General features: G+C 73.3%; 19 protein-coding genes and 1 pseudogene. 9 read left to right on the top strand and 11 right to left on the bottom strand.

Annotated elements, in window-relative coordinates:
* Positions 1-64 precede the first annotated feature (64 nt).
* Together ACZ4VT_RS18020 and ACZ4VT_RS18015 are read left to right on the top strand one after the other, a co-directional pair.
* Complete coding sequence (locus ACZ4VT_RS18020; RefSeq protein ID WP_467950710.1) at positions 65-1,186, top strand: DUF6183 family protein; 1,122 nt, start codon at positions 65-67, stop codon at positions 1,184-1,186.
* A gap of 35 nt (positions 1,187-1,221) precedes the next feature.
* Complete coding sequence (locus ACZ4VT_RS18015) at positions 1,222-2,412, top strand: epoxide hydrolase family protein (protein ID WP_467950709.1); 1,191 nt, start codon at positions 1,222-1,224, stop codon at positions 2,410-2,412.
* A gap of 34 nt (positions 2,413-2,446) precedes the next feature.
* On the opposite strand, the gene ACZ4VT_RS18010 is transcribed toward ACZ4VT_RS18015, so the two are convergent.
* Positions 2,447-2,995, bottom strand: coding sequence for a flavoprotein (locus ACZ4VT_RS18010; protein WP_467950707.1), 549 nt, complete (start codon positions 2,993-2,995; stop codon positions 2,447-2,449).
* A gap of 60 nt (positions 2,996-3,055) precedes the next feature.
* Here ACZ4VT_RS18010 and ACZ4VT_RS18005 point away from each other — a divergent pair, with 60 nt between their 5' ends.
* Complete coding sequence (locus ACZ4VT_RS18005) at positions 3,056-3,517, top strand: SgcJ/EcaC family oxidoreductase (protein WP_467950705.1); 462 nt, start codon at positions 3,056-3,058, stop codon at positions 3,515-3,517.
* Between the two features lie 25 nt (positions 3,518-3,542).
* Here ACZ4VT_RS18005 and ACZ4VT_RS18000 read toward each other — a convergent pair whose 3' ends face one another.
* Positions 3,543-4,040 (bottom strand): pyridoxamine 5'-phosphate oxidase family protein, encoded by a 498-nt coding sequence (locus tag ACZ4VT_RS18000; RefSeq protein ID WP_467950899.1) that lies wholly within the window; start codon positions 4,038-4,040, stop codon positions 3,543-3,545.
* 196 nt (positions 4,041-4,236) lie between these two features.
* Between ACZ4VT_RS18000 and ACZ4VT_RS17995 the strand changes: the two genes are divergently transcribed.
* Positions 4,237-5,175 carry a hypothetical protein gene (locus ACZ4VT_RS17995; RefSeq protein WP_467950703.1) on the top strand — a complete coding sequence of 313 codons (939 nt, stop codon included), beginning with the start codon at positions 4,237-4,239 and terminating at the stop codon, positions 5,173-5,175.
* 82 nt (positions 5,176-5,257) lie between these two features.
* On the top strand, positions 5,258-5,953 hold the full coding sequence (locus tag ACZ4VT_RS17990; RefSeq protein WP_467950701.1) for a DUF6882 domain-containing protein: 696 nt from the start codon (positions 5,258-5,260) through the stop codon (positions 5,951-5,953).
* A 30-nt stretch (positions 5,954-5,983) separates the two neighbouring features.
* Here the strand turns inward: ACZ4VT_RS17990 and ACZ4VT_RS17985 are convergent, their stop codons facing one another.
* The 4 genes from ACZ4VT_RS17985 to ACZ4VT_RS17970 form a co-directional block, all read right to left on the bottom strand.
* On the bottom strand, positions 5,984-6,652 hold the full coding sequence (locus tag ACZ4VT_RS17985; RefSeq protein ID WP_467950699.1) for a PP2C family protein-serine/threonine phosphatase: 669 nt from the start codon (positions 6,650-6,652) through the stop codon (positions 5,984-5,986).
* On the bottom strand, positions 6,561-6,800 hold the full coding sequence (locus ACZ4VT_RS17980) for a hypothetical protein (RefSeq protein ID WP_467950697.1): 240 nt from the start codon (positions 6,798-6,800) through the stop codon (positions 6,561-6,563). Before ACZ4VT_RS17980 ends, ACZ4VT_RS17985 begins: the two co-directional genes overlap by 92 nt.
* A gap of 422 nt (positions 6,801-7,222) precedes the next feature.
* Positions 7,223-8,098, bottom strand: coding sequence for a YwqG family protein (locus ACZ4VT_RS17975; RefSeq protein ID WP_467950695.1), 876 nt, complete (start codon positions 8,096-8,098; stop codon positions 7,223-7,225).
* 119 nt (positions 8,099-8,217) lie between these two features.
* Positions 8,218-8,448 carry a DUF6355 family natural product biosynthesis protein gene (locus ACZ4VT_RS17970; protein ID WP_467950897.1) on the bottom strand — a complete coding sequence of 77 codons (231 nt, stop codon included), beginning with the start codon at positions 8,446-8,448 and terminating at the stop codon, positions 8,218-8,220.
* A gap of 229 nt (positions 8,449-8,677) precedes the next feature.
* Between ACZ4VT_RS17970 and ACZ4VT_RS17965 the strand changes: the two genes are divergently transcribed.
* Positions 8,678-8,914 (top strand): hypothetical protein, encoded by a 237-nt coding sequence (locus ACZ4VT_RS17965; RefSeq protein WP_467950693.1) that lies wholly within the window; start codon positions 8,678-8,680, stop codon positions 8,912-8,914.
* Between the two features lie 31 nt (positions 8,915-8,945).
* Here ACZ4VT_RS17965 and ACZ4VT_RS17960 read toward each other — a convergent pair whose 3' ends face one another.
* Positions 8,946-9,356, bottom strand: coding sequence for a C40 family peptidase (locus ACZ4VT_RS17960; protein WP_467950896.1), 411 nt, complete (start codon positions 9,354-9,356; stop codon positions 8,946-8,948).
* A 414-nt stretch (positions 9,357-9,770) separates the two neighbouring features.
* On the opposite strand from ACZ4VT_RS17960, the gene ACZ4VT_RS17955 reads away from it, so the two are divergent.
* Positions 9,771-11,120, top strand: a complete 1,350-nt coding sequence (locus ACZ4VT_RS17955) for an MFS transporter (protein WP_467950692.1) — start codon at positions 9,771-9,773, stop codon at positions 11,118-11,120.
* Entirely contained in the window at positions 11,117-12,307 is a 1,191-nt protein-coding gene (locus ACZ4VT_RS17950) for an anhydro-N-acetylmuramic acid kinase (RefSeq protein WP_467950691.1), read from the top strand. The genes ACZ4VT_RS17955 and ACZ4VT_RS17950 overlap by 4 nt, the downstream gene beginning before the upstream one ends.
* A gap of 10 nt (positions 12,308-12,317) precedes the next feature.
* On the opposite strand, the gene ACZ4VT_RS17945 is transcribed toward ACZ4VT_RS17950, so the two are convergent.
* Together ACZ4VT_RS17945 and ACZ4VT_RS17940 are read right to left on the bottom strand one after the other, a co-directional pair.
* Positions 12,318-12,542, bottom strand: a complete 225-nt coding sequence (locus tag ACZ4VT_RS17945; RefSeq protein WP_467950923.1) for a hypothetical protein — start codon at positions 12,540-12,542, stop codon at positions 12,318-12,320.
* A pseudogene (locus ACZ4VT_RS17940) lies at positions 12,487-12,853 on the bottom strand (FAD-dependent monooxygenase); the annotation flags it as partial. The gene ACZ4VT_RS17945 and the pseudogene ACZ4VT_RS17940, both read right to left, overlap by 56 nt.
* Before the next feature lie 64 nt (positions 12,854-12,917).
* Here ACZ4VT_RS17940 and ACZ4VT_RS17935 point away from each other — a divergent pair.
* The gene (locus ACZ4VT_RS17935; protein ID WP_467950689.1) at positions 12,918-13,472 is read left to right on the top strand and encodes a YbaK/EbsC family protein; all 555 of its coding nucleotides are present in this window, start codon (positions 12,918-12,920) and stop codon (positions 13,470-13,472) included.
* A 14-nt stretch (positions 13,473-13,486) separates the two neighbouring features.
* Here the strand turns inward: ACZ4VT_RS17935 and ACZ4VT_RS17930 are convergent, their stop codons facing one another.
* On the bottom strand, positions 13,487-14,443 hold the full coding sequence (locus ACZ4VT_RS17930) for an ABC transporter ATP-binding protein (protein WP_467950686.1): 957 nt from the start codon (positions 14,441-14,443) through the stop codon (positions 13,487-13,489).
* On the bottom strand, positions 14,440-17,244 hold the full coding sequence (locus tag ACZ4VT_RS17925; RefSeq protein ID WP_467950682.1) for a hypothetical protein: 2,805 nt from the start codon (positions 17,242-17,244) through the stop codon (positions 14,440-14,442). The genes ACZ4VT_RS17930 and ACZ4VT_RS17925 overlap by 4 nt, the downstream gene beginning before the upstream one ends.
* Positions 17,245-17,266: the final 22 nt, after the last annotated feature.

Below are 17,266 nucleotides of genomic sequence, written 5' to 3'. Positions count from 1 at the left end.
GGCGTGGCTGTCCGGGGGCGGGGTTTCCGGAGGCGGATGCCGCCGGACGCGTAGGCTCCGTGCCGTGGCTGATCAGATTCAGAAGATCGTGACCGAGTTGCCCGACCTGACGAAGGTCACCGACGTGTGGGCGGTGGCCGACGGACGTGTCGCTCAGGGAGACCCCGCCTTCTGCGCCGACCTCGGCATCGCTCTCGCCGGCGCGTACGGCGCAGGACAGGTGTGGCAGTACAGAAGCGTCTTCGACCACCTCCTTCGCCTGCTCGCCACCACTCCGGGCCCCGAGAACGCCGCCCAGGCGCTGCGGCTGGTCTCCTCGAAGGCGGTCACCAGCAGGAGGCTGGACCGTTTCACGGCCTCGCTGCTCGCCTCCGGCCAGGAGGCCGACGCGCTGGCCACCGCGTTCACCGGACCCGCTTCGGAGGAGCTTCGGGCCTGCCTGATCCACGAACTGGTGCTCAGGGGTGTCGCCGTGGAGGAGACGCCCGGTGTCTCCGGCTGGGCCACGTCGCCGCACTGGAGGCACCACCCACTCGGCCGGCTGCCCCTGACGCTGTCCGACGTGGAAGGCGTTCCCGACCTGCCCCGCTACAGCCCGCGCGGCAGCAGTCACTCGATGCCGTTCGGCCCCTCGGAGACCCGCGCACTGGTGAACGTCACCGGCGCGCGTGTCCCCCCGGCGGAGGAGACGACGACGGAAGCCACAGCCGCCGCCATGGCCCGAGCCGTGGCGAACTGGGCCGAGGAGTCCAACGGGCGCATCGAGGCACGGGTCTTTGAGCTCACCGCCCCGCTGGACCCCGAATCCCTCCCGAAGGCGCTCCTGTCGCTGGGGCTGGAGTGCCTGCGCGGAGCCGGCAGGAAGGCGGCTCTGTCGGTCTCCGTCCTTCCGCCGGACCAGGCATGGGCCGTGCTCTTCGCCGCGGCGTCGGCGGGCGGGGCGTACAACTCCGGCTCCTTCGGCGCCTACGGCCGCCTCGCGGCCTGGCAGTCCCTGGCCGCGCTGGCCGGCTGCCCGGAAGACGCCGCCGTCGGCGAGGCCGAAGCACGCGTACGGGACTGCGTCTGGCACGGTTTCGACGCCGGCACGAAGTGGTTCGAGCAAGTGGCCTGGGACATCGGCCTGGCCGCCTTGGCCCCGGACCGCCGGCGGCTGGCCGTGCTGGCGGCCACGGACACCGACTGACGTGCGGGGCGCACCGGCTGTCTAGCATGCGGGTCATGAGTGATCTTGGTGAGGGGCTGTGCGGGTTCCGGCTCGCCGTGGAGCAGGGCGAGCTGGATGACCTCCGTGAGCGGCTGGGCCGGGTGCGCTGGCCGGACGAACTGCCCGGCGTGGGGAGGGCGTACGGGATCCCGCGCGAGCGGGTGCGCGAACTCGTCGCGTACTGGTGCGACGGCTACGACTGGCGCGCGGCGGAGGCACGGCTGAACGAGTGGCCGCAGTTCGCCACGGTCATCGACGGAGCACGGGTGCATTTCGCGCACCTGCGCTCGCCCGAGCCGGACGCGACGCCCTTGCTGATGACCCACGGCTGGCCGGGATCGTTCGTCGAATTCCAGCGGGTCGCAGGTCCGTTGACCGATCCGCGGGCGCACGGCGGGGATCCGTCCGACGCGTTCCACCTGGTGCTGCCGAGCATCCCCGGCTTCGGGCTCTCCGGGCCCACGACCGAGACGGGCTGGGAGTTCAAGCGGGTCGCGCGAGCTTTCGGCGTGCTGATGGAGCGGCTGGGGTACGGGTCATACGGGGTGCAGGGCGGTGACTGGGGTGCCGCGATCTCGCGGGAGCTCGGGCGGATCCTGCCGGGTCGGGTGATCGGAGTGCACCTGAACCTGCTGCCGGGCGGCGGCGCCACCGCCGAGCCCCGGCCCGAGGAACTGGCCGCGCTGCCCGCCGCCGAGCGGGAACGGACGCTGGCCTCCTGGGAGCGGTACCGGACCTGGGCGCGTGATCGGCAGGGCTACGCCGACATCCAGGCGACCCGGCCGCAGACCCTCGCGTACGCGCTGAACGATTCACCGGTCGGGCTGCTCGCCTGGATCGCCGAGAAGTTCGACGAGTGGAGCGATCCCGGCTGCCCCGTCGACAGGGACCAGCTGCTGACCAACGTGATGCTGTACTGGCTCACCGGTACGGCCGGCAGCGCGGCCCGGATCTACTACGAGCGGGCACACGCCGACTACGCCGGGCAGCCGCCCGAGGTGTCGCACACCCCGACCGCACTGGCCGACTTCCCCCGGGACAACTTCATCCCCCTGCGGCACGTCGCCGCGCGCACCGACACCATCGTGCGCTGGACCTCGTACGACAAGGGCGGTCACTTCCCCGCGATGGAGGTCCCCGATCTGCTGGTGGGGGACGTACGGGCCTTCTTCCGGCAGCTCCGGCAGGTGCGGCAGCCCGGCTGAGCGCCGCCGCCGCGACGCGGACGCGACCGGTCGTTCAGAGCCGGGTGGTGCTGATGCGGTCCACGGCGTCCAGGGCGGCCGGCCAGGGGAAGTGGGACGGGGAGTCGGGGCCGGCCGGACCGGGGACGAAGCCGTTCTCGCCGTAGAGGAGTTCGACACCGGCGCCGCGCAGGGTGGCCAGGGAGGTGTCGAACTGAGGATGGGCGGCGAGCGCGGCGTTGGTGCAGGGCATGGCGACCGTGGGGGTGTTCTTGCCGAGGGCTTCGGCCGCGACGCCGACGGCGAAGCGGTCGGTGAGGCCCAGGGCCCAGGCGTTGATGGTGTTGAAGGTCGCCGGGGCGAAGAGGAGGGCGTCGGCCGCAGGCCATACGTCGGCCTCGCCCGGGAACTTGTACTGCCAGCGCACCGGGTGACCGGTGAGCGCGGCGAGTCCGTCAAGGCTTTCCGAGACCCAGTGCGCGGCGGTGGGGGTCAGCCCCAGGCAGACGTCCCAGCCGCGGGTCTGGGCGTCTTCGACGACGTGGGCGACGTCGAAGACGGGCGGGGCGGCTGAGCAGAGCAGGTACAGGGTCTTCGTGGTCATGAGGCCAATATGATCATATTGCTTGACCTCAAGTAAGGTTGAGGCGGCACGATGAAGCCCATGGACATCGAAACGGACATCGAAACGGACATCGAGACGGACACGGACGCGGGCATCGAGCGGGCGGCCGAGGCCGCTTCCGTCAAGGCGATCGAAGAGGTCGTCGCCACGGTCGAGCGCACGCAGCGGGCCAAGGACGCCGAGGGGTTCCTGGCCCTGTTCCATCCGGACGCGCTGTGGACGACGGCGCACGGGAAGGTCCTCATCGGGTTCGAGGAAATCGCCGCGTTCACGCGGGCCGTGTTGCCGGCGGCGAGTGGGGACGGGGAAGTCACCTACGAGGTGGTCCACATCCGGTTCCTGCGGCCGGACGTCGCGGCGGTGAAGGTACGTCAGGTCTACCGCGAGGCCGACGGCGGCGGCAGCGAGGGCGCTCCGCTGTACGTGATGACCCGCGAGGCGGACGGCCCCTGGCTGCTGACCGCCTGCCAGAACACCCAGGTGAAGGTGGATCCGGCCTGAGCCCTTTGGCCCGGGCCGTGGTGCCTCAGGCGTCCTCGCGTTCCTCCCGCTGCCGGACGAGCTCCTCGACCGCGCTCGGGAGGGTCGTCTCGAAGTCGATCAGCTTCGCCCAGGTGGGGGTCACGACGATCCGGACCATGCCGTCGTACAGCGAGCGGATCTCGGACTCCCATACGACCCGCTGCTCGGGCGTCATCTTGTACGTGCTGTTCGACTGGAGGAACTCGTCCGGGATGCCCTCGACGACGTCCAGCTCGGCCCGGCCGCGGATGAGCAGGATCTTCGGCGGGTGCACCTCGGTGTCGATCGTCAGGGCGACCGCCGGGTTGTGACGCAGGGCCGGGAGCTTCGGGGCGTTCTGCGGTGTGCACATGACGATCTCCGCGCCGTTCCAGACGAAGGCGATCGGAACGGCCCGCGGCGTGCCGTCCTTGGCCATGTAGGCCAGGCGGGTCAGGTCGCGGGCCAGGAGTTCCCGGCTGAGCGGACGGTTCAGGACCTCGCTGATCTCGTTCGGCTCCACGGTCGGACCCACCTTCCAGTGATCGTCGTCCAGCACCACCCAGACCGGGAGATCCCAGGTGTTTTCGTTATGTATGGGGTGGGGAGGAGCGGCCAAGATATCTCCGGTGGCCTCGCCTGTCACGTGTGACGGGCCGGTGCGCGCGCCCCGTCGGCCGCTGCGCGCCGAAACGCCGCCGGTGGGGGAGAGTGGTGCTGTGGTCGACGTCGACGCGGTGGCAACCGAGCTGTACGGACTCAGGCCGGAGGAGTTCACGGCCGCCCGGGACGCGCACGTCGCCGACGCGCGCAGGGCGGGGGAGCGGGACGCGGCGAAGCGCATCGCGGCCCTGCGCAAGCCCACGCTCGCCGTCTGGGCCGCGAACCTGCTGGCCCGCGCCGACGCGGAGCAGGCGCGGCGCCTGCTGGAGCTCGGCCGGGAGCTGCGCGAGGCGCACCGGACCCTGTCGGGGGAGGACCTGCGGAAGCTGTCGCACCAGCAGCACGTGGTGGTCGCGGCGATGGCCACCGAAGCCCGTCGCCTGGCCGGCGACGCGGGGCAGGAGGTCTCCGAGGGTGTTCAGCGCGAGGTCGAACAGATCCTCCGCACCGTCCTGGCCGACCCCGACGCCGCCGAGACCTGGGCGCGGGGCGTGCTGGCGAAGGCCCCGCCGCAGGTCGTGGGCTTCGCCGAACTGGGACCCGTAGACGTACCCGGCACGGCACCGCCACCGAAGCGACGAAAGGCCGAAGACGAAGCCGAGACGGAAGCCGAAGCCGAAGCCGAAGTCGAAGCCGAGGCCGAGGCCGACACCCGGGCCGCGCAGGCGCAGGCGCAGGCCCAGGCACGGGCCGGCGCCGAGGCGGACCGGACGAACCGGGAGGCGAAGCTGGCCGAGGAAGCGCTCGCCACGGCGGAATCGGAGCGGGCACAGGCCCGCGCCGCGCTCGGCGCGCTCGACGAGCAGATCACGGACCTACAGGCGCAGCTGGACCAGGCCCGGCAGGAACGCGAGCGCCTCGGCGCCGCCGCGAAGGAAGCCGATCGCCGCCACCAGCAGGCTGCCCGGGAGGCGAAGGCGGTGCGAGCGGCAGCGCGGAAGGCCCGGCACGCCCTCGACGCCGCCGTCGGCGCTGCGCCGCGGGCGCGGCCGTAATCACTGCCTGCCTGCCTGCCGGTATCGGCGATGCCGGTACCCGCATGCCGGGTGATCGGGCCGGCGATTTAGGGTCATGGCCATGATCGTGACGAATCAGTTCAGTGACGCGTTCCTCCTGGAGGCCGAACGGCATGCGGCCTGGGGCGCCGCACAACTCGAAGCCCTGACCGCGTACATGCCGGAAGGGCCCTGGACGGCGGACCTTGAGGCCTGCCTCTACCGGCAGGGCGGTCTCGAGCTGCGGATCGCCGTGCTGGGTACGTACGACGTGCGGGAGCGGTCCTGGATGTGGGGCTGGGCCAACCCGGGACTCCGCGGCAGTGAAGTGGTGGCGCTGACCGGTGCGATCGAGCGCTACGGAAGGAACCACGGGATCGCCGAGTTCACCGAGGAGACCCTGGACCTGTCCGGTTTCGAGGATCCCCGGCGGGCGGCCGAGACGTTGGCCTTCGCGGGCATGGGGGTGGCCGAGGCGCCCGGTTACCTGGGCCTCCCGGCGGGACCGGACAGTCTGGTCTACTTCCTGCCGGACGACCCGCAGGTTCCGAGGGCCGGCCTCAACACGGTCGCGCTGCCCCGGGAACTCGTCACCGGGGCGGGCCTGATCGGCCGTTCGGCCCGGCGGGTGGTCACCGGCTACCTGGAGTACCACGGCCTGCCCCTGAGGGAGGAGGGGGACAAGATCCTCACCGATCTTCCCGGGGGCAGTGCGGCGGAGATCGAGTTCGACCACGCGGGCCGCATCGCCGCCGTGCGCCTGACGGCCGTCGCCTGAGTGCCCCTCCCGTGTCAGCCGACGCGTCCCTCAGTCGGTGGGCCCGCCGGTGCCGGCGGGAGCGGCCTCGCCGGCGATGAGGTGGGGCGTACGGGGACGGAGGCGGGCGGCGAGTACGGCGACGTCGTCTTCGGCGTGTTGCGCGTCGAGTCCGGTGCAGACGGCGCCCACCACATCCGCGACTCCGGCCCCGGAGGTCATGCGGAGCGCCGCGAGCCGGGCCAGGGAGGTGTCGATGTCCTCGCCGCGCCGTTCCACCAGGCCGTCCGTGTAGAGCAGGATCGTCTGATCGGGGGTGAGTGGCAGGGCGACGGCCTCGTACCCGCCGATGCCCGTGCCCAGCGGAGGGCCGACGGGCACCTCCAGCAGCCTGCCCGGGCCGTCGCCGGTGAAGACGGCGGGCGGCAGATGCCCGGCGCTCGCGTACACGGCCGTACCGCGGGCGGGATCCACGCGGACGATCAGGCAGGTCGCGGGGCGGCGGCTGTCGTCCGCCGCGGAGAGCGCGTCCAGCTGGCGGAGCACGCGGTTCGCGATCAGCGTCCGGATCGCCGAGCGGCTCGGACGAGTGGTTGCGGACCGGCTGCTCGGCGGGCGCGCGGCGCGATCACGCCCCGTCCGGCGCGGTCGTACGCGCGACGATCGGGGCGCTCCGTGCCGGAGACGGGCTCCGGTCGCCGGACCCGGCCGGGGAGGCACACCGGCAGGCGGCGCCGTCGGGCGTGGACGCCAGCGTTCGCTGCCGCCGTACGTGACGGGCGCGCAGTACGGCGTACAGCGCGGCGGTGGCGACACCGGCGGCGCACCAGGCGCCGAGGATCACGGCGATCGTGGTGAGGACGGCCACGGGTACTCCTCGGGTGGGAGTCGGCGGGGGCGGCGGCAGCGGAGTCGGCCGCCGGCGGAGGCATGAGGGCCAGGGGCACCGGCTTCGACCACGGCCGCCGGACGGAGGGGTGAACTCGCCACGTCACACGCCGTGTTGCTCTGGACGCTGGTGCTGAGGTGCGCACACGCGCCGAGGAACGCCGATACATCTGCGACGAGGGTCACCGTGAACCGCCTTCGGGCAACGATCCTGAGCGGCGCAGCCGTTGTGGCTGCGGACGCCATGCCCCGGGGAGCCACACGCGGCAGCGGAAGGGTGAAAGGAGTCGGGCCGTGTGGTGCTCACCGTGAGGGACAAGTACCCCGGGGGCGTGGACTTCACGCTGCCAACTGCCCCACGAGAGAACAGTATCGGGGTGCTCCCCTGCCGCCGGGGCCGTGTCAGCAGCACTGCCAGGTGAAGCGGGCCTCCTCGAAGCGGCCCGCCGCCAGGTCGGACCGGCGTATCAGCCAGTACAGGGTGCCGACGTCGCCCCACATCATGTCCGCCTCGTGATCGGTGTCAATCTGCGCGAGGAGGACCCACCCGGCGGCCTCGTCGGCCAGGCGGGGGTCCTGCCAGGAGGTGCCGGGGCCGAGCACGGCGCCGGCGATCTCCCACTCCACCGCCCCCTGCACGGGCATGGCGTGGCCGCCGACCCGGTGCCGGGCACCCCTGGGGTCGGGGTCGAGGGCCCTGAGGGCGTCGTCGAAGGGTCTGGCGTTGACGGGGTGCCTGCGCCAGTCGCGCGAGCCGACGACCTCGCCGAAGGCCGCCCGCACGCTCGGGGCGTCGTCCGCCGGCACGGTGAGCCCGGCCTGCGCGGTGAGCGGCACCTCGGGGTACGGGGGCAGCCCGTCGGGGGCGGGGTGCGGGTGGGTGGCGGTGCCGGCCGGGACGTACACCACCTGGGAGCCCTGCCGGGTCTCGGGGTCCGCCGGGTCGACGAGGGGGTCCTCGTCGCCGAGGCGCCCGTCGAAGAGGAAGAAGAGGAGGGTCCCGGAGGCGGGCAGGGGGAGGCCGACGTCGCCGGCCGCCGCGAGGGCCGCGCAGTCGAGGGACGCGATGTGCGAGAGCGGGCCGTTCCCCTCCCACACCGGCCACGGCGTGCCGGCGGGCAGCTCCGGCAGCCCGCCGAGCCGCCCCGCCGGCGGTCCGTCACCCGCGTGCGTCAGGCGCAGGCCCGGGGCGAGCATGCCGAGCCATCGCGCGGCGTCGTCGGGGGAGAGGAGGCGGTGGGCGAGCTCGTGCAGGGCGTCGGCGGGAGCGTGCGTCATGGATCGATCATGCCCGAGAGCACTGACATCTCCTCCGGGAGGCCGGACGTGCGCCGGCACCGGGCGCGGTCCTGCCGGACCGCTCGCACCCGTGTCGGCCGGCGCATCGCCCGTCCGGCTCAGCAGGTGCGTCCGACGTAGTGGGCGTTGCTCACCTTGCTGCGCGATCCGAGCCACGTCTTGCCGGGGCTCACGCACTTCTCGTAGTTGGGTCCGAAGACCTCGACCTCGATGATGACGCGTGAGCCGTCGTTCGTGCAGTGGTTGTAGAAGGAATCGGAGCCGTTGGCGAAGTAGCCGCACGGATCGGCGGCCGCGGGCGTGGCGGTGACCAGCCCACCCGCGATCATCAGGCCGACGGACAGCAGGGCGGTGGTGAGGCGACGAGCGTGCACGGAAACTCCTCAAAATTCGGTACTGACAGCAATGCGATCACCCTAGGTGCCACCCACCTGGCCGAATCGATTCAGCGGTGACCCGACACACCGATCGTGTGAAGCCGGAACCGGCTGCGTCCACTCGGCGGTAGACGCGCCGCCGCATCGCATTACGTGGGCGTCGGCATGGAACCATCTCCGCATGACAGAAAGCTCGAGCCCGTACATCGCCTCGCCGAGGGTCACAGTGCTGGCAGTGCAGCCGGGAGATCCGCCGTTCCGGATCGTGGAGATCGACGGGGAGATGGTCCGTATGGCGGAGTCCATGACCGACGTGATCCTGGCTGCCGCGGCCGCGGGAATCACCATCCACGACCTCGACGATCCGGACGCGGTCCATTGGGTGGGCGGCGGGAAACTCACCTGGCGGCTGCACTAGCCAGTAGGGGTGTCGTGTGGGCCGGGCCCGTTCAGGTGGCCCGGCCGTAGCGGACCTCTGTGCTCCAGATCCGCTCCAGACGTACGAAGGTGCCGGGGCGTGGAGCGTGCCAGATCCTGTCCTGGCCCGCGTAGATGCCCACGTGGCCCATGGTCGCGCCACTGGGGAAGAAGACCAGGTCGCCGGTCACGCGGTCGGACTTGGGGATGTGGCGGGTGTGCTCGTACTGCTGCTCGGCGGTGCGTGGAAGGCGTTTGCCGGCCTTCTTGAAGGCGTAGAGGGTCAGCCCCGAGCAGTCGAAGCGTTTGGGGCCGGTAGCGCCGTAGGCGTACGGCGAGCCCTGTTTGGAGGCGGCCACCTCCACGGCTCTGACGCCGTAGGGGGCGGCCGCGTGGGCCGGCTCCGCGTAGCCGGTCAGTGCGACGGCGGCGAGCAGCAGTATGGAGAAGACGGCGCGCGCTCGGGGGCAACAGCCCGTGAGGAGAGAGCCCTTGGGGGCCTTTCGGAAGTCGGTCCTGAAGCAGGACAATCGTGATACCTCCGCAATCGGTTGGCAGGCGGCAGTTCGGTTCAGATCAGCGGTCCGGTCCTGTTCTCGGTGGAATGAGTCGTGCTTTGGCTCTGACGGCGGACCAGTTTTCTCCGACGGGATGCACTCAACGGCATCGGACACGGCGCGAATTGTCCCGAATTTCCTTTCGATTCGAGATAATAGTTATGCATGACTTCCGACTGTGATTCCAAATCCCGCCGGTGTCAGGGGATTTCGGAACCGGCCCGCCAACTCCCCGGCGCATACGGCTGAACCGCGCCGCCGCCAGGCATCGGGCCACCGCGGAGCGGGCACTCAGCACGGGTGACCTCGACCGAACTGCTTCCGGCGCCGCCGCCGCACCGCGCCGCCGCCCGGCGGGCCCTGCTCGCCGGTTCGGCCGGCAACCTCGTCGAGTGGTACGAGTTCGGCGTCTACGGCTGCTTCGCCACTGTCATCGCGGCCAACTTCTTCACCCCGCCCACGGGCGCGGGAACGGGCACGGGAGCCGGATCCGCGAGCGGTGCCGAGGCGCTGGTCGCCACGTACGCCTCCTTCGCGCTCGCCTTCTTCTTCCGCCCTGTCGGCGCACTGCTCTTCGGCCGGATCGGCGACCGTCTCGGCCGCCGCCCCACCCTCGTCCTCGTCGTCGGCCTCATGACGCTCGCCACCACCCTGATCGGCCTTCTCCCCACCCGGGAAGTCATAGGCCCGGCCGCACCCTGGCTCCTCACGTTCCTGCGCGTCCTGCAAGGGCTCTCCGCGGGAGGGGAGTTCGGCGGCGCGGTGTCCCTGATGGCGGAGTACGCGCCACCGGGCCGGCGGGGCCTCTACGGTGCGTGGCAGTCCTTCACCGTGGCCCTCGGCCTGCTGGCCGGAGCCGGCACGGCCGCCGCCCTGGCGACGCTCCTGCCCGCCCCGGCGCTGTACGCGTGGGGGTGGCGGATCCCCTTCCTGCTGGCCCTGCCGCTCGGATTGGTCGCGCTGTGGCTGCGTACGGCACTGGAGGAACCGCCCGGGGCGACGCCCCCGGCCAAGGCCCCGGACGCGGCCCGAGGCGACCAACTGCCGCCCGCCGGTGGGGTGCAGGCCCGTGCCGTCGTCCTCGGCATCGGGCGGATCATGGGCTGGTCGGCGGCCGGGTACACCTTCCTCGTCGTCCTGCCGTCCCACCTCCAGGCCACCCTGGGAGCCTCCTTCCGGAACGCCCTCCTGGCCACCACCCTCGTCAACCTTGGGTTCGCCGCCTCGATCCTGCCCGCCGGGCTGCTCAGCGACCGGTACGGACGGCGCCCGGTCATGCTCGGCGGCGCCCTCGGGATCGCCGTACTCGCCTTCCCCCTGCTGCACTTGCTCCAGTCCCCGGACGCCTCCCCGCAGGTTCGGGCCGCGGCCGTGCTGACCGCCGGCGCGCTCGTCGGACTGCTGGCCGGACCGGGGCCGGCCATGCTGGCCGAGATGTTCCCGCGACGTGTGCGCTGCACCGGCCTCGGGCTGGCGTACGCGCTCGCCAACGCGGTGTTCTCCGGCTGCGCGGGGCTCGTCATCACCGCCTTGACCGCCCGGACAGGAGACACCGCCATCCCCGCCTACTACGCCGCCGGAGCCTGCGCCATCAGCTCGCTCGCCCTGCTGACCCTGCGCGGGAACGACCACCGGGAGCCCCTGCGATGAGGGTGGTCGGCCTGATGTCGGGGACCTCGTACGACGCCGTCGACGCCGCCGCCTGCGACCTGGAGGTCCCGGCAGGGGACGACACGCTGCACCTCACCCCGCTGGGCATGGTGAGCGAGCCGTACCCGGCCGGGCTGCGGAACGCGCTCGCGGCGGCCCTGCCGCCCTCCGCGACCACGCTCGCCGACGTGTGCCGCCTCGACACGCACATCGGGCAGGCCTTCGCGCGGCTCGCCGTCCGAGCCGACCACGAACTCTCCGACGGGCGCACCGAGTTGATGGCCTCGCACGGCCAGACCGTGTACCACTGGGCGGCGGACGGACGCGTCCACGGCACCCTCCAGCTCGGCGAACCGGCCTGGATCGCCGAGGCCGCCGGCTGCCCCGTCGTCTCCGGCTTCCGGCCGCGGGACGTCGCCGCCGGCGGCCAGGGCGCGCCGCTCGTGAGCCTGATCGACCTGATGCTGCTGCGCGGCCGGCCCGGTGTCCCGGCCGCCCTGAACATCGGGGGCATCTCCAACGTCACCGTCTCACCGCGGTACGGCGACCCCGTCGCGTTCGACACCGGCCCGGGCAACGCGCTGATCGACGCGGCGGTGCGCGAGCTGACCGGCGGGCGGCTCGACTACGACGAGGACGGCGCGCTCGCCGCCGCCGGACGGGTCCACCAGGCCCTGCTGGAACGGCTGCTCGCGGAGCCCTACTACCGGTTGCCCGCACCGCGCACCACGGGCAAGGAACTGTTCCACGAGGGCTACCTGCGCTCCCGGCTGACCGGCTTCGAGCAGCTCCCGCCGCAGGACGTGGTCGCCACGCTCACGCGCCTCACCGCCCGGACCGTCGCCGACGCGCTGCGGCCGCTGGGCGCCACCGAGGTGTACGCGTCGGGCGGCGGCGTGCGCAACCCGACGCTCATGGGAATGCTCCGCGCCGAGCTGGGCGGCACGGCGCTGCGCACCTCGGAGGAGCTCGGGCTGCCGACCGCGGCGAAGGAGGCGTACGCGTTCGCCGTGCTCGGGTACCTCACCCTGCACGGCCTCCCGGGCAACGCCCCCGGATGCACCGGAGCCGACGGCCCCCGCGTCCTCGGTTCGATCACCCCGGGCAGCCGCCCGCTCCGGCTGCCCGCGGAGCCGGCCACTGTTCCGCGTTCCCTGACCGTGCGGGCCGCCCCGGAGCCGCGCTGACAGCGCGCCCCTACGCGGGCGCGCCCGACGCGCCACAGGGCGCGTCAACGCGCCGCGAAACCGACCACTTGGGCAGGTGGTCGAGCAGATCCCGCTGGTCGTCGCCGACCCACGCCACGTGGCCGTCCGACCGCAGCAGTACCGCGGGCACGTCCACTTCCACTTCCTCGTCGGCGTCGACGAGACACCACGCCGCGGCCCCCGTCGCACCCGACGAGGTGGCGCGAGCGCACACGCGTGCCTTTCCCGCCGGCGCCGCCCTCATCGCCGGGGGCGCCCCCGCGCGCCAGCTCGACGGTCACCCCGTCCTCGTCCTGGCTCAGCCCGACCACTTCGCATCCGCGCCGGATCTCGGCACCGAGTTCGAGGGCGAGCTCCTCGAGCAGCCGCTCGGTGACCGGCAGCGGGGTGGTGAGCCCGTACGGGTGGGCGGTGTCCAGCCGCTCCGGCCACGGCTTCATGACGCCCCCGAAGAAGCCGCCGACCCGGAACTTCTCACTGACCGCGAGGAACCGCTCCAACAGGCCGCAACTCGCAGGCCGGCATCAGGCCGGTCGGTCCAGCGCCGACAACGATCACCTCGATCGCCGTCGGGTGTTAGCGTGCGGTCATGCGCGCTCCCATCGGGCCCTTCGACAACGCGGTGCCGGCTCCCGACTGCCTTGAGGAACTCGTCCCGCCCGTGGCCGAAGCCGTACGGGGCTGGGCCGGGCACGTCCCCGCCGAGCAGATCCTGTACGTGGACACCGACCCCGCCATCGCCGACACCGGCGCCTTCGTCGCGCACTACGGGCACGAGCTGCTCGGCCAGTCGGCGAACTGCGTGGTGGTCGCCGCCAAGCGCGGTGGCGCGACCACCCTCGCGGCCTGCCTCGTGCCCTCCGTCGGCCGGGCCGACGTGAACGGCGCGGTCCGGCGTCACCTGGGCGCGCGCAAGGTGTCCTTCGCACCGATGGAGACGGCCGTCGAACTGACGGGCATGGAGTACGGCGGCATCACGCCGCTGGGTCTGCCGGACGGCTGGCCGCTCCTGGTGGACCCCGCGGTCGCCGACATGCCGTACGTACTCGTCGGCAGCGGACGCCGCCGCGGCAAGCTGATCGCGCCCGGGAAGCTGTTCGCGGAACTCCCCGGTGCCGAGCTCGTCGAGGGCCTCGCCCCCTGACGCTCCCGTGATCGCTAACTGCGGTCGGGGCGGAGCTCGATGTGGTCCGGGGCCAGGTCGACCGCCACGCGGTGTTCCATGCCCAGGGCCTCCAGGAACTTCGGGGGCAGCTGGACGCGGCCGGAGCGGTCGAGGACGACGTACTCGCGTTCGCTGATCGACTCCTCGCCGTGCTCGTCGGTGACCAGGCGGCGCAGGACCTCGCTGCTGGTGCGGCCGTCGCGGATCGCCACGGTGCGCCGGACCTCGCCCGCCACCATGGGGTCGTGCGTCACGATGACCACCGTCACCCCCAGTTCCTTGTTCACCGTGCGGAAGGTGTCGAAGACGGCCGCCGCCGTCTCCGAGTCGAGTTCGCCCGTGGGTTCGTCGGCCAGCAGCACCCTGGGGTCGTTCGCCATCGCCACGGCGATCGCGACGCGCTGCTGCTGGCCGCCGGACAGCTCCGCCGGGCGCCGGTGCGCCAGTTCGCCGATGCCGAGGGCGTCGAGGATCTCCGCGACCCGGGCGGCGCGCCGGCCGCTCGCACCACGCCGGCCGCCGCCGCCCTTCAACTGCATCGGCAGAGCGACGTTCTGAGCGGCCGTCAGAAATGGCAGCAGGTTGCGGGCCGTCTGCTGGAAGACGAACCCGACCGCTTCGCGCCGGTAGCGCAGCCGGTCCCCGGCCGAGAGTTCCAGCAGGTCGTAGCCGGCGACCGCGGCGCTGCCCGCCGTCGGGACGTCCAGGCCCGCCAGGATGTTCAGGAGGGTGGACTTGCCGCTGCCCGAGGCGCCCACGAGCGCCACCAGGTCGCCCTGGGCGACCGTCAGCTCCAGCCCCTGCAGGGCCTGCACCTCGATGCCGTCCGTGCTGAAGATCCGGACCAGACGGTCGCAGGCGATCGCCGCGTCCACCGCCGGGGTGCGGGGCTCCGCGGCGGCCGTCGCCCGGCGGCGCAGCTCCTCGTACGTCGGCTGCTCGGTGTTCAACGCTGGTCTCCCGCTCTCAACTCGGTGGTGATCTGCCGTCGCCCGGATGTCGCCGCCTCGACGAGCACGGCCGCGGCGACCAGGGCGGCCAGGCCCAGGGCCTGCGTCAGTACGGGCCCCGCGGTGAGCCGTACCCCGGTCGGCACGCTCGCGCCGACCAGCGTGGACAGGTCCATCGCCGGGCCCAGCAACGCCACCGCGGCCGCCGCCACCAGGGCCCCGCCCAGTGTCGCGGCCAGGGTCTGCGGCAGGGTCTCGGCGAGGATCAGCGCCACACCCTGGCGGCGGCGCAGTCCCATGGTGCGCAGCCGGGCCAGCAGCGCCGCCCGTTCGGGAACGGTCCGCATCAGCGTCAGCAGAACGGCCAGCAGGGCGAAGCCGGCCGCTCCGGCCACGGAGGCCCAGAAGAGGCGCTCGGCCGACCGCTGCAGCGGTTCGGCGCCCAGCTCGGCGACGGCCTCCGCACCGGTGCGTACGGGATACACGTCGTCGGCGGGGTGCGCCGGGGCGGCCGGACCCTGACCCGCGGCGAGAACCGGAGGCGCGGACGGCGACGGGGAAGGGGCCTGAGCCGACGAAGCGGGCGGGAGCGCGGCCCGGACCAGCGCGCGCAGCCGGTCGCCGTCGACGGAACCGAGGGCCAGCCACTGGTTCGGCTGGTCGGCGCCGATGACGGCCGCCGCCGGACCCGCCGGCAGCACGACGGTCGCGGCGTCCCGGGCCGGCCGCGCCGGGGTGCAGTCGATGACGCCGGCGACCCGTGCCCGCAGCTCTCCGCCGTTGCCGGGCCGCAGCGTGTACGTGCCCGGACCGGCCAGCCGTGCCAGGCCGGCGCTGAACAGCGCGGGCACGGGCGCGTCCGCGGGCTGCCCGGCGCCCGCGGTCAGCAGGGCGGGGTCGAAGGAGCCGCAGCCGAGGGCGCGTGACAGCTCCGCGTAGGCGCCCGGTTCGACGACGATCACGGAGACCTGGGTGGAGCGCTGGGTGGTGCCGACGACCGAGGAGTCGTGGTCGATCCACAGCGGCACGGACGTCCGTACGCCGGGCAGTTCGCCCGCGGCCTTCGCGAGACCGGCCGGGAGCGAGGCCTTCCCGAACGCGGTGATCGCCGCGTCGCCCCCGACCGCCAGCCGGGCGACCCCCAGCCGGCTCGCGTCCACCGAGTGCAGGACGGCGGCGCCGAATCCCCCGGTGGTGATGGCGAGGAGCAGGGCGATCATCGGCAGGACGGAGGGGCCGCCGCGGCCGCGGGCCTGCCTGCCGGCGGCCCCCGAACCGCGGGCGGCCCGCGCGAGCCCGAGGAAGCCGACCAGCCCGGAGCGGCGGCCGGCCGCCCGTGCGAGCCAGCCGGTCAGGACCGGCTGGAGCCGGGCCAGCAGCAGTCCCCCGCACAGTGCGAGCAGCAGCGGAGCCGCGATCAGCAGCGGGTCCGGGTCGCTGCCGGCCGGGGCGACCCCGCGCCGGCGGACCTCCAGTACGGCGGCGGCCGTGGCGACGAGGACGAGCAGTTCGGCCACGGGCCTGCGCCACCGCCCGGCCGGACGCGCCGGGGCCAGCAGTACGGCAGCCCGTACGGGGAAGGCAAGGAGTGCGAGCAGGGCGACCACCGCGGCCGAGAGCAGCGCGGGCGCGAGCCGGGGCGTGGGCAGCAGGAGTACGGCCAGCGCGGTGGCGGTCGCGGCCGCCGGGAGCACCGTGACCGCGCCCTCCCCGAGGAGCCGGCCGACGATGCCGGCGCGCGAGCCGCCGCGCGCCAGCAGCAGGCGCAGCTCGGCGTCCCGGCGGTCCCCGGCGAGCGCTCCGGCCAGGCACAGGACAACGAACGCGACCCCGCCGACCCCGGCGGGTCCGATCAGGGCGAGCGGAGCCGCGGCCTGCCTGCGGTCGTGGGCCTGTTTGAACAGTTCGGGCAGCCACGAGGTGGTCCGCAGCCGCTGGCGGGCGGTCTCCCGGGTGAGGGAGGCGGCGGTGGGCCCGGCCACGTACGAGGCGATCTCCTTCGTCGTGGCGTCGAGGCGGTCCGCCCGCAGACGGCCGACGTCCACCGGTAGCCGCCAGAAGTCCTCGGCGGTGTCGCCCCAGGTGTCCATCCGACCGAGGTCCCCGGCGCCGATCAGGGCGTCGACGTGCCAGGAGAGGTTCTCCCCGTTGTAATGCTCACAGGCGCGTGGGAGGCAGTCGAGGCCGACCCAGAGGTCCTCGGCCGGGTCGGGGACCGCGTAGAGGCCGACGACCTCCACGGACGGCGTGCCGTTGACCAGGGGCGTGCTCCTCAGGACGGATCCGAGGCGCGCTCCGAGGGTCTCGGCGGCCCGCTGCGAGAGGGCGACCTGCAGCGGCGGATCGTACGCGGTGGCGCCCTCGGGCGCGCCGGTGGGCGGGCGGGTGTCGCTCGGCCAGCGCCCCTCCACCAGCTTCACGTGGGCCGGGGCCTGTGGGACGTACAGCAGGGACATCGCGGGCGGGAATCCGGACGGGCGGGACAGTTCCGGATTCAGCAGCGGCTGCCGCTTGGTGGTCCGCGTGCCGTGGACCACCGCGTCCGGGTCGACGTGGAAGGTGTCTCCGGTGTGGGACAGGAGGCTCTTCAGCGTCGCGTCGAGGGCTTCGGCGCTCTGGCCGCCCACCGGGGCCGGCGCGGTCACCTGCAGGCTGGTGTTGGTCTGCCCGCTGTGCTCCAGGAAGGACCTCAGGGCCTGGTCGGCGCCCCGGTCCTGGGCCCGCGGCAGCGCGGCGGCCAGCAGGACGGCGACGAACGCCAGCGCGGCGGCGAGCAGGGTGCCCAGGGGAGTCGCCCGCAACCGGGTCCTGACCCAGGGCGCG

Source organism: Streptomyces sp. NPDC029164, from assembly GCF_055563995.1.
The sequence above is the reverse complement of the archived record's forward strand: the minus strand, read 5'-3'. Positions and strand labels throughout refer to the sequence as shown.

Coding starts and splice junctions, on each gene's coding strand:
- ACZ4VT_RS18015 (WP_467950709.1), top strand. CDS start 1,222: ATGAGTGATCTTGGTGAGGGGCTGTGCGGGTTCCGGCTCGCCGTGGAG.
- ACZ4VT_RS18010 (WP_467950707.1), bottom strand. CDS start 2,995: ATGACCACGAAGACCCTGTACCTGCTCTGCTCAGCCGCCCCGCCCGTC.
- ACZ4VT_RS18005 (WP_467950705.1), top strand. CDS start 3,056: ATGGACATCGAAACGGACATCGAAACGGACATCGAGACGGACACGGAC.
- ACZ4VT_RS17990 (WP_467950701.1), top strand. CDS start 5,258: ATGATCGTGACGAATCAGTTCAGTGACGCGTTCCTCCTGGAGGCCGAA.
- ACZ4VT_RS17975 (WP_467950695.1), bottom strand. CDS start 8,098: ATGACGCACGCTCCCGCCGACGCCCTGCACGAGCTCGCCCACCGCCTC.
- ACZ4VT_RS17970 (WP_467950897.1), bottom strand. CDS start 8,448: ATGATCGCGGGTGGGCTGGTCACCGCCACGCCCGCGGCCGCCGATCCG.
- ACZ4VT_RS17965 (WP_467950693.1), top strand. CDS start 8,678: ATGACAGAAAGCTCGAGCCCGTACATCGCCTCGCCGAGGGTCACAGTG.
- ACZ4VT_RS17950 (WP_467950691.1), top strand. CDS start 11,117: ATGAGGGTGGTCGGCCTGATGTCGGGGACCTCGTACGACGCCGTCGAC.
- ACZ4VT_RS17935 (WP_467950689.1), top strand. CDS start 12,918: ATGCGCGCTCCCATCGGGCCCTTCGACAACGCGGTGCCGGCTCCCGAC.